This is a genomic window from Streptomyces prunicolor NBRC 13075 (assembly GCF_000367365.1).
Lineage (GTDB): Bacteria > Actinomycetota > Actinomycetes > Streptomycetales > Streptomycetaceae > Streptomyces > Streptomyces prunicolor.
On record NZ_BARF01000157.1, the window covers coordinates 15,754 to 31,054 of the forward strand.

General features: G+C 67.9%; 13 protein-coding genes and 5 pseudogenes. 12 read left to right on the plus strand and 6 right to left on the minus strand.

The window, feature by feature from the left end:
• Positions 1 to 240: 240 nt before the first annotated feature.
• Positions 241 to 1,899, minus strand: a complete 1,659-nt coding sequence (locus tag SPR02S_RS53300) for a penicillin-binding transpeptidase domain-containing protein (RefSeq protein ID WP_026151720.1) — start codon at positions 1,897 to 1,899, stop codon at positions 241 to 243.
• A 12-nt stretch (positions 1,900 to 1,911) separates the two neighbouring features.
• On the opposite strand from SPR02S_RS53300, the pseudogene SPR02S_RS66415 reads away from it, so the two are divergent.
• The 3 genes and pseudogenes from SPR02S_RS66415 to SPR02S_RS66420 all read left to right on the plus strand — a co-directional run.
• Positions 1,912 to 2,130: pseudogene (locus SPR02S_RS66415) on the plus strand (hypothetical protein); the annotation flags it as partial.
• Positions 2,131 to 2,182: 52 nt separating this feature from the next.
• Positions 2,183 to 2,491 carry a hypothetical protein gene (locus SPR02S_RS63880; protein ID WP_019065240.1) on the plus strand — a complete coding sequence of 103 codons (309 nt, stop codon included), beginning with the start codon at positions 2,183 to 2,185 and terminating at the stop codon, positions 2,489 to 2,491.
• Between the two features lie 417 nt (positions 2,492 to 2,908).
• Positions 2,909 to 3,247, plus strand: coding sequence for a GNAT family N-acetyltransferase (locus SPR02S_RS66420; protein WP_373283457.1), 339 nt, complete (start codon positions 2,909 to 2,911; stop codon positions 3,245 to 3,247).
• Positions 3,248 to 3,844: 597 nt separating this feature from the next.
• Here SPR02S_RS66420 and SPR02S_RS53315 read toward each other — a convergent pair.
• Positions 3,845 to 4,891: an SPFH domain-containing protein gene (locus tag SPR02S_RS53315; protein ID WP_019065241.1), complete on the minus strand. Its 1,047-nt coding sequence runs from the start codon at positions 4,889 to 4,891 to the stop codon at positions 3,845 to 3,847.
• Between the two features lie 4 nt (positions 4,892 to 4,895).
• Positions 4,896 to 5,327 (minus strand): NfeD family protein, encoded by a 432-nt coding sequence (locus SPR02S_RS53320; RefSeq protein WP_019065242.1) that lies wholly within the window; start codon positions 5,325 to 5,327, stop codon positions 4,896 to 4,898.
• Positions 5,328 to 6,253: 926 nt separating this feature from the next.
• Between SPR02S_RS53320 and SPR02S_RS58495 the strand changes: the two are divergent.
• Both SPR02S_RS58495 and SPR02S_RS58500 read left to right on the plus strand, forming a co-directional pair.
• Positions 6,254 to 6,610, plus strand: a pseudogene (locus tag SPR02S_RS58495) (arsenate reductase ArsC).
• A 5-nt stretch (positions 6,611 to 6,615) separates the two neighbouring features.
• Positions 6,616 to 7,187: pseudogene (locus tag SPR02S_RS58500) on the plus strand (NAD(P)/FAD-dependent oxidoreductase); the annotation flags it as partial.
• A 60-nt stretch (positions 7,188 to 7,247) separates the two neighbouring features.
• On the opposite strand, the pseudogene SPR02S_RS65545 reads toward SPR02S_RS58500, so the two are convergent.
• Positions 7,248 to 7,745, minus strand: a pseudogene (locus tag SPR02S_RS65545) (DUF6221 family protein); the annotation flags it as partial.
• Positions 7,746 to 8,107: 362 nt separating this feature from the next.
• On the opposite strand from SPR02S_RS65545, the gene SPR02S_RS53340 reads away from it, so the two are divergent.
• The 3 genes and pseudogenes from SPR02S_RS53340 to SPR02S_RS53350 form a co-directional block, all read left to right on the plus strand.
• Positions 8,108 to 9,469: a NucA/NucB deoxyribonuclease domain-containing protein gene (locus SPR02S_RS53340; RefSeq protein WP_019065245.1), complete on the plus strand. Its 1,362-nt coding sequence runs from the start codon at positions 8,108 to 8,110 to the stop codon at positions 9,467 to 9,469.
• Between the two features lie 25 nt (positions 9,470 to 9,494).
• Positions 9,495 to 10,100, plus strand: coding sequence for a hypothetical protein (locus tag SPR02S_RS59445; RefSeq protein WP_019065246.1), 606 nt, complete (start codon positions 9,495 to 9,497; stop codon positions 10,098 to 10,100).
• 28 nt (positions 10,101 to 10,128) lie between these two features.
• Positions 10,129 to 10,809, plus strand: a pseudogene (locus tag SPR02S_RS53350) (site-specific integrase); the annotation flags it as partial.
• 401 nt (positions 10,810 to 11,210) lie between these two features.
• Here SPR02S_RS53350 and SPR02S_RS53355 read toward each other — a convergent pair.
• Positions 11,211 to 11,717 carry a MarR family winged helix-turn-helix transcriptional regulator gene (locus tag SPR02S_RS53355; protein WP_019065248.1) on the minus strand — a complete coding sequence of 169 codons (507 nt, stop codon included), beginning with the start codon at positions 11,715 to 11,717 and terminating at the stop codon, positions 11,211 to 11,213.
• A gap of 148 nt (positions 11,718 to 11,865) precedes the next feature.
• Here SPR02S_RS53355 and lgt point away from each other — a divergent pair, with 148 nt between their 5' ends.
• Together lgt and SPR02S_RS53365 are read left to right on the plus strand one after the other, a co-directional pair.
• Positions 11,866 to 12,756, plus strand: a complete 891-nt coding sequence (lgt, locus tag SPR02S_RS53360; RefSeq protein WP_019065249.1) for a prolipoprotein diacylglyceryl transferase — start codon at positions 11,866 to 11,868, stop codon at positions 12,754 to 12,756.
• A 5-nt stretch (positions 12,757 to 12,761) separates the two neighbouring features.
• Positions 12,762 to 13,583, plus strand: a complete 822-nt coding sequence (locus SPR02S_RS53365; RefSeq protein WP_245607789.1) for a phosphatase PAP2 family protein — start codon at positions 12,762 to 12,764, stop codon at positions 13,581 to 13,583.
• Here the strand turns inward: SPR02S_RS53365 and SPR02S_RS65550 are convergent.
• Positions 13,538 to 13,906 carry a hypothetical protein gene (locus SPR02S_RS65550; RefSeq protein WP_043259132.1) on the minus strand — a complete coding sequence of 123 codons (369 nt, stop codon included), beginning with the start codon at positions 13,904 to 13,906 and terminating at the stop codon, positions 13,538 to 13,540. The genes SPR02S_RS53365 and SPR02S_RS65550 overlap by 46 nt on opposite strands.
• 291 nt (positions 13,907 to 14,197) lie before the next feature.
• Between SPR02S_RS65550 and SPR02S_RS58515 the strand changes: the two genes are divergently transcribed.
• Positions 14,198 to 14,452 (plus strand): three-helix bundle dimerization domain-containing protein, encoded by a 255-nt coding sequence (locus SPR02S_RS58515; RefSeq protein ID WP_019065252.1) that lies wholly within the window; start codon positions 14,198 to 14,200, stop codon positions 14,450 to 14,452.
• Between the two features lie 9 nt (positions 14,453 to 14,461).
• Positions 14,462 to 15,301 (plus strand): GIY-YIG nuclease family protein (locus SPR02S_RS63740; protein WP_063746338.1); only part of this gene is annotated, 840 nt, incomplete at its 3' end.

Here is a 15,301-nt window from a genome sequence, read left to right on the forward strand (position 1 = left end):
CCCTTGCCGTCCAGTCGCACGCGCCGTCGGGTACAAAGGCCCGCGGCAGCAGAACTGCTCTCCCCCTCCCAGGTCTCACTCACGGACCGAGCACGCAGAAGCCCTAAGGCCCGAGCCGCCCCTCGACGGGATCACCGACAGGTAACATCCCCCTTCCGCCCGAACAGAGGTCAGGCGTGAAGTCGGCCAGGCCGGGGAACGGTCCGTGCCGCAGCCGCAGTTGTGGTTGCCGACGATGCATCAGCTCTCTGTGAGCAGGTGCCGGACGACGTACCCGGCGGAGTCCACACCGGAGCTGCCGCCCTCGACCAGGGCGGCGACGGCGATGTGGGAGTTGTACGCGGTCAGCCAGCCGTTGGTGTGGTCGCCCTCCTCCGCGGTGCCGGTCTTGGCGCCGACGCCGGCCAGACCGCCGAGCCGGGGTGCCGCAGTCCCGCCGGTGGCCACGGAACGCATCATCGTCTGCAGGTAGCCGGCCGTGCGGGCGGAGATGGGCCGGGGCGCGGTGTCCTGGTGCTGTCCGGGGAGGATGACGGGCTGCTTGAAGCCGACGCCTCGCACCGTGGCTGCCACGGACGCCATGAACAGCGGGGTGGCCGTGACCTTGCCCTGGCCGATGAACTGGGCCGCCTGGTCGCCACCTTGGACATCAGGCGGGATGCTCGGGTCGGTGGTGGCGACTCCCCCGCCGATCGACCAGCTGCCCATGCCGAAGACGTTGACGGCCTCGTCGTGGAGGGCGGAGGCGTCTCCGTCGTGCACGAGGTTGTGGAAGCCGTCCTTGATGAAGGCGGTGTTGCACGAGACCGTGAATGCCTGGGTAAGGGTGGAGGCGGGGTTGGCCCGCACCCCGGAATCGTTGTGGAACAGCTGGCTGTTGGCCGTCAGCGAGTCAGTGCAGGGGGCGGCGCTGTTCGGGGTGAGGCCGACCTGGTCGAAGAGGGCCGCCGAAGTGATGATCTTCATGGTGGAGCCCGGTGACTTGATGCCGTTGACAGCGATGTCGCCGTCCGCGCCGGTATGGGCTATCGCGAGGATGTGACCGGTCCTCCAGTCCAGCGCCACCGTTCCGGCGGGCTTGTCCTGAAGGTGCGCGTCCTTGACCGCGGTCTCGGCCACCTCTTGGAGGGAGGCGTCGATGGTGGTCTTGATGACGGGAGCCTTCCCCTTGGAGAAGACCCGCAGTGTCTTCACGCCGTCGCCGGCCGCGTCGACCACGGCGACGCCGGTGCCGGTGCTGCCGCCGGTCGGGGTGGCGTTCTTGCTGATCGTCGCCACGATGTCGTGCAGCGAGGAGAAGCGGGCGAGGTCGGTCCTGCCGTCGCTCGCCACGACCTTGGCGGTGTTCGCGCCTGCAGGAAGCCTGCCCGCAGTCAGCGACTGATCGTCGCCCAGGCCGGGGTAGAGCACCGAGTTGTTCCAGTGCACCGCCAACTGGCCGCTGGTGCTCTGCCGTATCGCCACCGCGCCCGGGTACGTCCAGGTGCCGCCCGCCACCTGGGCCGTGACGTCGAAGGTGACCTTGGTGGCGCCCGCGGTCACCGTCGACGGTCCCGCCGAGGTGACCTGGTTGAAGGTCAGCGTCTTCAGGTGCAGGCCGTCGGCGTATCCCCGCAAGGCCGATACAGCCGTGATCGACGCGTCGGTGTCGTTCGCGGCCTGGTCGAGCCGCTGCTTGGACCAGTTGTCCAGGAACGCGCGGGCCAGTTTGACGGCCTTGGCGTCCGAGGGCGGCTCGCTCGACACCGCCGCCGGGTCGAAACTGCGCGCCGCCTTGGTCTCACCACTGCCCGTCGGCCCGGAGGACATCGCCTGTACGACGTTGTAGGTGCCGAGCCCCCCGAGGACGAGCAACGCCGTACAGGTACCGGCTATGCCGATCTTCACAGCTCTGTTCATGCGGTGGATCGTATGTTTCTTTGCACTGTGCAGGTATTCGCTCACGCAGATCGTTACCGGACTGTCAAGCCGTCCGCCGTCCTGCTGGGAGCCGGCAGGACCGGCCCCGCGAGGAGGTTCACGACAGGCATCGTCGTCCTCGCCGGTGCCGGAGTCCTCATCGCCGTCTCCACGGTTGACACCCACCACGTGCTGGCCGAGGTGGAGTGGCCCACCCTCGCCTTCTTCGCCAGCCTCTTCGTCATGATCGGCGGGCTCATCGACACCGGCGTCGTCCGCGACCGTGGCCATCTCGCTGGTCTACGTGTGGCTGCGGTACTTCGCCCTCGCCTGGTCATCGCTGGAAACCGGCCACACCCTGACCACCAGCCCGGATCGGACCGAGCAGCAGACCTGGATCCCTCACCAATGGCACCAGCGGTCGTTTGTCACCCGCCGCCGGCCGGGGCAGGAGCCCTTGCCGCCTTCATGGTGTCCGCGGGTGGCTGGCACGCTGTCGGCTTCACTGCCCTGGGCTGGGGTGATCTCGCAGGCACTCTCGTCGGGTTCATCGTCGATGTGGCGCTTCCAGGCCGACACAATCGTGCACTGAGGCGGGCCCTCAGGTAGCGACTGCCCATGCGATTCTGCGGCACTCCGACGATCGGATCCGTCCGCGAACGCTGCCGCAAGGGTTCGTGGGGGAGCTGGCCTCACCATGGGCACGATGCTGCACCGCTCGGTGTCGGCGGCCGAATTCACCTGTCGCCGACAATCGGCCACATGTTCGCCATAGTGTGCTTCGAGTCGCCACTCCGACGATGGGGAGACGCGGGTCGTGAGAGGCAATCGAGCTGTCCCGAAACTAGCGGGTCGGGCGCCGGAATGTGCACAGAACTGTGCTTCTGACGCATCGACCGGGTGCTGAGGGTGAATTCGGATGACCTGGTCTTGGAGCCTCGCCGCCCAGAACCACCACACACTGCGACTGGGCGCAGCCGCAACCGCTGATCAACAGGCCACAGCCGAGATGGTGCTCCTCGACCGCCGCGACGCCGTCGTCGGGCGGCTGCGGTTCCGCGCCTGCCGTGAATGCGGCACAGGGTGGATTCTGGATGTCTGGATCCACGACGAGTGGCAGCGCCGCGGTCTCGGGCGTGAACTCGTCCATTCTCTGCTCGCCCTCTTTCCAGGCTTTCGCTGGAGCACGACGCTGCAGACGCGGCCGGGACGGCCCTTCTTCACGGCGATGGCCGAGGAGACCTCCGCGCCGTTTCCCCGGGGAGGTCCCCTGTGTGCGCATCTGTCGGGACCATTGACGCGAGCATGGCGCCGCGCGCTCAGGCTCCTGACGTCCCGCCCCCGCTGACGGTACGAGCCGGGTGCCGAGATCTGGCAGGCGAGCGGCCGCGTGCCGATCCCCGACTGCTGGGCAATCTGCGGGTGGGGTAGGGGTCTCCGCCCTGTTAACCAGCCGACGCTTACGCGCTGCCCGTCGTCGTGTTCCTCCCCCCAGGGTTCCTGAACCGACACCATCACTGGAGGGCGGGCGTCGCCGCCACAAGTCACCGGCTGCGTCTGGCCCGCTCGCACTCCTGATGTCAGGCGAGTCCTGCAAGGAGGGAAAACCTGCGGGGTGCTCGACGGGCAGCATGACTGCGCGAATGCTCACCGGAGTCCGTTCCGTAGACTTGGACCACATCTCCAACGTGCGGGTGTCGACGATGCCCTCGCATGGCAGCACTCATGACGCCTTTGCTCGTCCGCGACGTGCACGGTGTGCCCCTCGGCATCACCTCCGCAGCCGGACGCAACGTCCTACGGCGCTCCGTCGACAGGTGAAGGATCCTGCGCAGCAACCTGTGGGAGTAAGCCGGGCAGCCCGTGCCTACCACGGGACCGGACAGTGAGGCCGTCTGACTGACCGGCCCGACGGGCTCGCGCAACTGCTTGGACACATGCGGTGTCACCCGCCGTCAGCCAGCGGGGTGGACGGAAGCGCGTCGGGGGTGACGCGATCGGCCTCGGCTGCGTCGGCGAGGGCTGCGGCAGCGGCTTCCGCAGCCTGCGCCGTGTCTTTGGCAGCCTGGGCAGCCATGTCGTCCGTGGGTTTCTCGCGGGTCGCCGGAGACTGGGGCAGCACCTCGCTGAAGGCGCGGGACACGCCCTGGAGTGCGGAGGTGATCTCGCTGGGGATGACCCAGAAGTTGTTGCCCGAGCCTTGAGCGAGTTGGGGCAACGTCTGGAGGTACTGGTAGGCGAGCAGTTTGGGATCGGGGTCGTTGCGGTGCACGGCCTGGAAGACCTCGTCGATAGCCCGGGACTGGCCCTCAGCGAGGAGGATCGCAGCGGTCCGGTTGCCCTCCGCGCGCAGGACGGCGGCCTGTTTGTCGCCTTCGGCGGTGAGAATCTGCGATTGGCGCTGCCCCTCGGCCCCGAGAATCGCGGCCCTCTTGTCACGCTCGGCCCGCATCTGCTTCTGCATCGCGTCCTTGATCGACTGCGGCGGGTCGATGGCTTTGATCTCCACCCGGTTGACCCTCAGCCCCCACTTGCCGGTGGCCTCGTCCAGCACGCCACGGAGCTGGCTGTTGATGGTGTCCCGTGAGGTGAGCGTCTTTTCCAGGTCCATGGATCCCACGACGTTGCGCAAGGTGGTGACCGTGAGCTGCTCGACCGCCTGAAGGAAATTCGCGATCTCGTAGAAAGCCGCTCGCGGGTCGGTGACCTGGAAGTACAGGACTGTGTCGATCTCGACGACCAGATTGTCCTCGGTGATGACCGGCTGCGGTTTGAAAGAGACGACCTGCTCCCGCAGGTCGATCACCGGATGAACGCGGTCGATGTAGGGGATGACGAGACTGAGGCCCGGTTTCAGGGTCCGGTGATAGCGACCGAGTCGCTCGACATTTCGAGCGCGTGCCTGGGGCACGATACGGACCGCCCGCACCACGGTGAAAACCGCGAACAGCGCGACAATCAGGCCGGCGATGAGGAACGCCGAGGTTTCCATGGTTTCAGTCCCGGGGGTAGACGAGCGCGGTGGCGCCGCTGATCTCCATGACGTCGACTGTCTTTCCAGGCGGAATCACCAGCGTCTCGTCGTAGGCGCGAGCCGTCCACTCCTCGCCGTCGATACGGACCCGGCCGCCCATGCCCGTCACCTCCGAGACGACACAGGCGGGCTTGCCGACCAGCGCGTCCACGCCGAACCGTTCCGCTTGAGGCTGGAGCACGTGGCGCAGGGCAACGGGGCGCACGAACAGCACCGTGACCGTGGCGATGATCGCAAACACCAAGAACTGGAAAGGCAGCGGCAGCCCGACAGCGGCGGACCCTGCCGTGACCAACGCGGCCGCACTCAGCATTCCGAGCGCAGTAGTAAGCGTGAAGATCTCCGCCGCGGCCAACACGGCTGCGATGATCAACCAGATCAGCCATGGATCCATTGCGTGCCTCTTCTGACCGGCGCGGGTGCGAAGGGCCTGACTCTCACCATTGGACCCGATACCAGCGAGCGGCGATACCCCTGGGAGAAGAAACCTGCCCAGCGGGAGCGAGGCGTTCCCGTACCGCACGCACCAGGAGATCACTTCGCACCTATACTCCGATCTCTTCAGCCGCAGGAACTCGAATACCAGCTCTGAACTGCGACAATTTCCTAGAGCACATGTTCGCAACGAAGGGTTGGAAAAACGTGCTGCGGCCCGTTCGCGCGATCTCGCATCGACGTTTCGGTACACCACGCACATCGCGTATCAGCCCGCCGGACCACAAGTGCTCCGACACCATCACATCGGCTGCAACCGACGTCGCCAAGGAACATCGGTACAGCCATTGACGGCCACAAGCTTGGCCACGGCGGCCTTCAACGGCCCTTCGGAAGCGGTTCTTCCGGGCCGAGCACGATCTCACCGGAGCCCCCTCAGAGTCACTGTTTCCACCCGCACGCGCCCCCTACGGCACTGTCGTTCCGGGACAGCACTGCCGTACCGCCCACACCCGGGCAAGCCACGACACGCTTGCGCCCGGAGCGATGACATACCAGCCGGGAGAGACATGGCCGCCGCACACAACGTGTACGTCCCCGAAGGCACCTTCGGTGTCCTCGACGCTGGAGAAATCCCTGTCCAGACGGCGGACTGGAGCAACGGACTTGCCGCCCCCATGTCACAGGGGGCTCTCGTCGTCACGGGAATCCATACCGGCGCGATCCGGGCCACGGCAACCGCTCTGCCCGGTCCGCCGGCTGCGGCGGCGGATGCCTCCTGGGAAGAGATCGTGGAAGTCAGCGTGAACGTCCCCACGGGCCTCCTCCGGGTCGAGTCCCTCGAACACGGCCCGGTCGACGGTCCACAACGCCGGGCGCTCGCAGATGGCCGCCGGATTCCTCGAGCATCTCGCGGGCGACCGGATCGAGGTCCGCTCCGCCGGCTCCATCCCCGGCGACCAGGTCAACCCCGCTGCGGTCTAGGCGATGAAGGAGGTCGGTGTCGACATTGCCGACGCCAAGCCGAAGATCCTGACCACCGAGGCGGTCCAGGCGTCCGACTACGTCATCACCATGGGCTGCGGTGACGCCTGCCCGATCTTCCCCGGCAGGAAGTACCTCGACTGGGCGCTGGAGGACCCGGCCGGCAAGGGCGTCGAGTCCGTCCGCCCCATCCGCGACGAGATCAAGACCCGTATCGAGGCGCTGATCGCCGAGATCGACGCCAAGCAGGAGGCGTGACCTCCGTGACCGAAACCGGCGTACGTGAGGTCATCGTCATCGGCTCCGGCCCTGCCGGGTATACCGCCGCCCTCTATGCTGCCCGCGCCGAACTCAAGCCTCTCGTGTTCGGCGGTGCGATCTTCGTCGGCGGCGCGCTGACCACGACGACCGAGGTCGAGAACTTCCCCGGCTTCCCCGAGGGCATCGACGGACCGGACCTGATGGTGAACATGCGCGCCCAGGCCGAGAAGTTCGGCGCGGAGATGGTCGACGACGACATCGTCGACGTCGACCTCACCGGGGACATCAAGACCGTCACAGACACGGCGGGCACTGTCTACCGGGCCAAGACGGTGATCGTGGCGACCGGTCCGGCTACCGCAAGCTGGGTCTGCCGCGCGAGGACGACCTGTCCGGGCGAGGCACCTCCTGGTGCGCGACCTGCGACGGCTTCTTCTTCCGCGACCGCGACATCGTGGTGCTCGGCGGCGGCAACACCGCCATGGAGGAAGCGACCTTCCTCACCCGCTTCGCCAAGTCGGTGACCGTCGTGCCCCGGCGCTCCGCCCTGCGCGCCTCCCAGGCCATGCAGAACTGAACCGCTCCGGGACACTCCGGAGCCTCCATCAGACCCGGAGCGGTTCAAGTCGGGGTGTTCCTGGTAGGGCAGGGCGAGATCGAGTAAGTCGTCGCAGGGCCAGAGGTAACCGTCGAACTGGCAGTCGTCACGGTCGTCCCAAGGTCGCTCGGGGTCGTCTTCAACGGGAGTGAGCGTGTGTCGGTTCAGCACGCGTTGCTTGGCCTCGACTTCGCGCAGCACGCTGGCAGGGTCGTGCAGGGCCACGTGCCGCGCGATCGCGGTGTGGAAGCTGGTGAGATCACGTCGGCCGAAGTCGACTGCGGCCCCGTGCGCGGTCCATTCTGCGGCGAATTCGGCCCTGTCACAGCGCCAGGCCAGGTCGGCGTCCTCGTCCAGGCGCGGGTGTGTCAATTTAACGGCCCTGTCTCGCATTCGGTGGTGACGGAGCGTCAACGCCAATGTGCCTGGTCTGAGTTCCGAAGAGAGCAGTCGCAGACGCGCCGTCGAGCGGACCGTGCACGGTGTAGACGGTCGCTTCACCCATGCTGGTCTGGGGGTGTTACTTCCAGCCATGGTGGCTACTTACGATTACCACCGAATGTGAGACAGAGCCGTTAGATTTACACCCCTCTCCTTGCGCCTGCCCTGGCCTGACGAGTTCGTGCACGGTCGGCCGCGTCGCGGTCGAAGGCTGCGGATCCGCCCCGGTTCACACCCGAGCGCCGGGCCGGGCGGTGGTGTGCTGGTGGGAGAGCAGTCCGGCGGCGGCTTGGGGGCGCGGGCTTCGGACAGGGTGTCTCTCAGCCGGATTGGCAAGCACTTTCGGACAATGCATGGACATGCCACGCATGTGGCGGATCTTGACTCCTAGTGTCGCGGTCGTTCGTGGCGCCGGCTCGTGGCCGGCCGTCACACGACTCTGCGAAGGGATAGCAGTGAGATCCGTTTTCAGAACGACCCTGACTGCCCTGGCGCTTGCGCTCCTTCCCGCGCAAGCTCTCGCCGCCACACTGCAGCCCGGTTCCCCCTCAACCGCGCCGGAGACTGTTGCTCAGGCCCAGGCCGAACTCCCCACGCCGCAGCCGCAGAAGGCAGGCCGCCCTGAGGCCCAGGCTCTGAGTGCTTCCGACAGCTCCTGTTCCAAAGTCCTGCCCCAGCTCAAGGCGCTGGCGAAATCGGGGAAGGCCGACCAGCTCGCGCAGCAGGGCAAGACGAAGGCCGCGTGCATCAGTTCGGCCGCTCCTCACAAGCCGTCGGCGGTGAGAGCCGCAGCAGTCGCCGATGACCGCACCCCGCTGTCGCTGCCCGACTGGTGTTACGACCTCTCCGACGGCGATGGCACCTGGTACTTCGACCGGTTCCACGCCTGTGCGATCGAGACGTGGATCGTGGACGTGCGTGACATCCGCACCCAGGAACTGCTCGGGCAGCTCTACTACCAGGCTGACGAATACGTCTACGCCCAGAAGGACATCTCCACCTGGGGCCATCAGCTGTCGATCCTGCTGTACGACGGCTGGGGACAGATCAGCGGCACCACGGTCAAGGGCGACGCCACCTGCGTGGGGGACTGCACCCTGCCCGCCTCCGCCATCGACTTCCCCGAACAGCCCGTCACCCTGAGCAGCATGCCCTGGGGCGAGGCACTGCCGACCACCACGGCCACGGCGGCCGGAGCCACCGGAACGGCCAGGACCACCATCTACTACGAGTTCAACAACCCCTCATGGGCAGTAGGTACCGGCCTGTTCGGCATCCCGGTGCCGATGGATGTCCGTTGCGACAACGCGGTACCGGGCGTGTCCAGCGTCGGGTGCGTCTTCCCGGACTACGCGCCGACCGACGTGGTCAGCCTCAGCGGCTCCTCCCCCAACTACGCCCGCCACATCCGCGACGCCCAGGCATCCGGGCTGCCCGGCGCCTACCCGGACGGTCAGCCTCTGTACCGGCTGACCGACGCGACACTGCGAGACCGCAACGGGAACACGGCCTGCCCGCAGTTCTCCAGCGGTGGCTACCCTCGCCCCACCGGCTACAGCTGCGACGAATACCCCTTCCGCTCGACCTGGCAAGGCGCCTATACCGGCTCTCTCCCGCAGCCCCAGCCGTATCCCGGCCGCACCTTCGACTGGTGCCAGATCACCGCGCTGCCCATCGGCAGCACAGGACCCGACGGATGGAGCGCCTGCATGATCCCGGCGGCGGAGAACAGCAGCGCGGGCAGCCTGTTGAACGTCTTCTACACCGACAACCGGGTCATCGAGAAAGACGCCTTCCGGGTATGGATCGTCGACTGAGGAGGCGCGGTCTAGCATGCCTGGCATGAGCGAACCGGTGACGGCGGCATCCGCACTTGTACGGGTGGAGTACCACGCCTTCCACCTGGCGGACATCGGACAGCACCGCCAGCCCCCCTTCCGTCCCGAGAACGGCCTGATCTTCTCAAGACCAGGGCTGGCAGTGGTGCTCGTAGGGGCCAGCAGCGGTGTCGTCAACGTGCAGGTGCAGGTGTACGAGCAGCCTGTGACGAGCCCGGACACCACGGGGTGGGACGAGGTGGTGGATCACAGCATCGAGTCCGTCTCCGGGCAGATGCAGGTGGCCGCCATGATGGACGATCCTCCCGACCTGCCCCTGCTGACCCCGTTCGGGCCCGGCCATTACCGGGTACGCGTCCACGCCCGCGGGCGTGATCGCGGATACGACGCTGTCGCATTCGAACCGGCGGAGGACTACCTCCTGCAGATCTGGCCGGCCACACCCGAGAAAGACACCGTCCACCAGCACACCGACCAGTGTGGGCAGAACTGGCGCAGCAGCGCCACGAGCGCACCCGAACCATCCGCGCCTCCGGCAGCCGCGCCCGCCTGGGAGCAACAAGCCAGAGCCCGGCTCAAACGGGCGTCGACCCAACCCAACAACAACTGATCAACCGGGGGCGGGCCATGACGGCCCGTGCTCGGTGCCGCGGGGGCAGGCGGGGCGGCCGTCCAAGGCGTTCACCTTCGTCCAGGCCGAGGCCGTACTGAAGGGGGCCGCTGGAACTTCCATGCACGCGTACATCGTCGTCGCGCTGCTGACCGGGGCCCGTAGTGAGGAGCTGCGAGCGCTCACCTGGGACCATGTCTTTCTGAAGGGGCGGCAGGACTTCGACCCGCCGCAGCCTCCGCACATCGCCGTCTGGCGGTCGGTCCGGCGGAGTGGGGACACCAAGACCCGGAAGTCCCGGCGCACCCTCGCCCTGCCGGCGCGCTGCGTGGAAGCGCTGTGGCAGCAGTTCGAGGAGCAGGGGTGGGACCGGCTCGTCGCTGACGAGGAGTGGGAGGAACACGGGCTCGTCTTCTCCTCGGGAGTGGGCAAGCCGCTCGATGCAGCCAACGTCCGGCGCGCTTTCCGCCAGGCGCTCAAAGACGTGAACGGTGTCGATGCCGCCGAGTGGACGCCCCGGGAGCTCCGGCACAGCTTCGTGTCGCTGCTCTCCGACCGGGGCGTCCCCTTGGAGGAGATCTCCCGGCTCGTCGGGCACTCGGGTACGGCTGTGACTGAGGAGGTCTACCGGAAGCAGATCCGGCCCGTGATCCAGACTGGGGCCGTCGTCATGGACGGCATCTTCGGAGCCGATCCGCGGAAGCCGTAGACGCTAAGGCACTCAGGAAGCGATAGTCACGCAGATAGACACGCAGCAACGCCAGAGGGGGCCCTCACCGATTCGGTGAGGGCCCTCTGAACTGCTATTTGGCTGTCGGGGTGGCGGGATTTGAACCCACGACCTCTTCGTCCCGAACACCAGACAGTCGCCCGTCGCTGTTATTACCTGCGGCGTTGTCGCACGTTCGAGGGGCGGCCTCCGTGAGACCGCCCCTGACCACTCCACAGCCCGCTACACTCCAGCCGCCCAGCGAAACCCGCAGGTCAGACAGCGAATTCCTGCTGGAGTACTAGGTGGAGAAGAGGGGGTTGGGCGGCATGCGCGACAGGGTAGAGGCTCGTGCACGCAGCTCTTCCGGCCCTCTGCGGCCGGCAGCCTGATCCGGTGTTTCAGGCCGGCAGCGGGCCGTCGCCCGTCTCGCCCAGGTTCTCGGCGAGCTGGAAGAGAGCAGGCAGCGCCTCGGCAAGGGCAGCGCGGTCGGCGGCGCCGAGGGCTGCGAGCGCCACGTCCATGCGGCGTTCGTGGGCGCGGGTCCACGCCGCGAGCCGCTCGCGGCCGACGTCGGTGAGAGTGACGACCGCGGCGCGACGGTCGGCGGGATCGACCTCGCGGACCACCAGCCCCACAGTGATCATCTGGCCGATCAGCCCGCTGACGGTGCTGAGTGCCAGGCGCTGGCGCGTAGCCAGCGCACTGACCCGGGCGGGCGAGTGCTCGCTCAGCACCTGCAACAGCTCGACCTGCGCCATGGGCAGGGTTTCCCAAGGGTAGTCGGTGCGGATCGAGGCCCGCAGCGCGCGACGCAGCCGGGTCACCGCCTCGGTCAGCACCCGGGCGTCCGACGCCGCAGCGGTGGGCCGGGACAGCGGGAGTTCAAAGCGGGGCTGGGCGGACATGCGGCAAGGGTAGCCGGGGCAGCCGTGTACACCTGTTCGGCCGGCGGGATGCCCACCCGTCAATTACTTCGGTGTCCGATGTATTGTCAGCCAGATCCTCCCCCGGCCCGGCGGCCGGTTGCCCACGCACGCGAGAACGGTCGAGCCCATGAACCTCGCCTACCTGCCCAGCCCTTCCCAAGGCGTGTGGCACCTGAGGCCGATCCCGGTCCGCGCGTATGCGCTGTGCATCCTGGCCGGTATCTTCACCGCCGTATGGCTGACCGGCCGCCGCTGGGAAGCCCACGGAGGCCGGCGCGAGGACATCGCGGACATCGCGATCTGGGCGGTGCCCTTCGGGATCCTCGGCGGCCGTCTTTACCACGTGATCACCGACCCCGAGTTGTATTTCGCAGCCGGGAAGCAGCCTCTGCACGCTCTGTTCATCTGGGATGGCGGCCTGGGCATTCCCGGCGCGGTGGCCCTCGGAGCGGTGGGTGCCTGGCTCGGATGCCGCCGCCGCGGCATCCGACTGTCCGACTTCGCCGATGCCGTCGCGCCAGGGCTGGTGCTGGCGCAGACGATCGGCCGCTGGGGCAACTACTTCAATCAGGAACTGTACGGCCGCCCCACACACCTGCCGTGGGCGTTGTACATCGACCCGGCCCACCGCCCCGCCGACAGCCCCACCGTCGCCCTGTACCACCCGACGTTCCTGTACAAGTCCCTGTGGGACCTCGCCGTCATGGCGCTGTTGCTCCTGCTGGACGCCCGGCACCACCAACGCCTGCGCCGCGGACGCCTGTTCGCCTGCTACGTCCTCGCCTACCCCACGGGCCGGGCCTGGATCGAGGCCCTGCGCATCGACCACGCCAACCACTTCCTGGGCCTGCGCCTGAACGACTACGCCTCCCTGCTGCTGTTCACCGGCTCGCTCCTTTATCTGTTCACCACCCGCCGGTCCCGCAGCGGTGACGACGCCCCCCACCCGCCCGGCGAGGATCGGAAGAACGCGCTGACATCGATCATGGATGGCCCGTCCGGCAGGGAACGGGTGTGACCACGATGTCCGAGGCCACACCCGCCACCGCTGGCGAAACCCCTGCCTGGTGGCATGTCGGTCCGCTGCTGCCCGCGAGACTGCGCCCCCTGGACCGGTCCCGCCTATGGACGGAGCTGGTCTGTACCGCGCTGCTCTACTGGGCCTACACCCTCACCCGCAATGCCGTCCCCGCCCACCGCACCGCCGCCCTGCACCGCGCCCACGCCATCCTGCACGCCGAGCAGCAACTGCACGTAAACATCGAACTCACGGTCAACCACGTCGCCGACGGGGTCGGCTGGCTGATCGTGGGGATGAATTACTACTACGCCACCCTGCACTTCAGCGTGACCCTCGGTGTGCTGGTGTGGCTGTACGTTCGCCACCCCGGCCGCTACCGCTCCGTGCGTACGGCGCTCTACACAGCCACCCTGCTGGCCCTGATCGGCTTCGCCTTCTGTGCCACCGCACCGCCCCGCCTCCTGGCCGGGCAAGGGTTCATCGACACGGTCGTCGTCCACCACACCTGGGGCTCCTGGGCTTCCGGCGACGTGGCGTCGCTGTCCAACCAGTACGCCGCCATGCCCTCAGTGCACATCGCGTGGTCCGCCTGGTCCGGCCTGACTCTGGCTTTCCTCGCCCGCCGCACCTGGGTGCGCATACTGGGCGCCTGCTACCCGGTGGCGACCTTCACCGTCATCCTGGCCACCGCCAACCACTTCGTCACCGACGCGGCAGGCGGGGCCGCCACCCTCGCACTCGGCTTCCTCATCCAACGGCTGCTCACCGGCCGCCCGGCCTACCCGCCGCTACGGCGGAACACCCTGACGCCCAGCCGGCCCTGACGCGGTGCCACCACCGCCACTGCCAACAGCCAGCACGCCTGCAGTGCAACCGCCCCGGTCGCGGTCACGGCGGTGACCACGACTTCCGTACCGGCCGTCAACGCGTCGGGCGCCCCGGCGGCCGCATGCCAGCTCACCGGGTACGCACCCGCCCGGCAACCGGTCGATGCGGCCCCCGGGAAGGCCGAGCCGACGGCGACTGCCAAGGTCCCGCCGCCGAGGTGCAGCGCGAGCGCGAGGCCCAGCGCCGTACCCAGACCTCGCACCATGCTGACCAGGCCGCCGCCCGTACCGGACGAGGCGCGCGGGGAGAGCTGCCCCATGAACACCCCGAAGCACCGCGAGCCGCCAGACGTCCGGCCGTGACCGTACGGCCTCCGGGCGGGCCCGCTCCCATGCGAGCTCAGCAGCCCAACGACTCCCGTCCTGGGCGAGTCATTTGCGTGCACATGACCCCGGCATTATATCGGCTTCCGAACTATTCTGCTACCGTCCCATATCGGGGCCCGGCGGCAGTGCCGCCAACGCGGGCAACTGGCCCGCCGAGGAATGTCCAACGGCGCTGTCGCGGGCCCCGCCCTGGAATTCACCGAGCCCCGACATCAAGGGGAGTCATGCTGATCAAACCCGACGAGGACGTCGCCATCGACCACGTCACCGACCACCTCAAGACCTCGTACAGCGACAGCCGCACACCCAGCGAGATCGAGATCGCCGTCGACATCGCCCACGCCTTCTTCAAGGGTTTTCCCATCCGGACCTACGTCCCCGTCCTCGTGGAACGCCGGGCGCGCCGCATCCTGACCAAGGACTCCGGCCGGACGTCGACAGCGACCGAACCTGTGACGGATCGGCTCCGCCACATCTAAGGTGCCCCCATGCTCGACGCAACCGTGCTGCAGGCGGAGGCCGACCTGCGCGCCAAGCCACATGACCTGGGCGCAGCAGTCGCCGCCCTGCCCATCACCGGGGGCCTGTACGCCTGGTGGGCCGCGCCAGAGGTGCTGGCCACCTTCGGCGAGCCGGCGAATGAGAGCGATCCGGGGCAGCGCCTCCTCTATCTCGGCAAGGCCAAGCGGCTGCGGACCCGCATCGTCTCCAACCATCTGAGGGACTCAGGCCGGTCCACCCTGCGCCGCACACTGGGCGGGTTGCTGAGGCCGACCGAGGGGTACTGCACCACGTGGACCGACCCCGTCGTCCTGATCCCCGAGGACGAGCAACGCCTTACCGACTGGATGCGCCAACACCTCCGCCTCACCTGGTGCGAGCGCCCCGATCCCGTCCCTCTGGAGACAACGCTCATCTCCCGGCTCCGCCCACCCCTGAACCTCTACGGCACAGAGCACGGCACTACCCGAGAATGCGTCAAGCGGGCGCGGGCCGCTTACTACACCAGCGCCGGGCCTCGCCCGGACACGGTCCGCATGCCGACCAAGACTGGCCCGGATTCCGCCGCGAAGGGCATGCCGAGCCACCGCACGGGGTCATCGGAACCGATGGGCGCGCCACCGTCGACGCAGCCAGTCGCCGGCCTCCCCAAGAGCGACGAGAATGACCGCCGAAGCCGCGCACCGGGTCGGCGAGGCGGGCTGTGCGACTGCGTTGCCCAGAAGCCAGAGAACCAAGGCGAGCAGCGCCCACCAGATACCGAGCGACAAGGCAACACGTCCCGTCCGCGAGCTCACATCGATCCAGGCCGACGCGCGCCCGGAGTG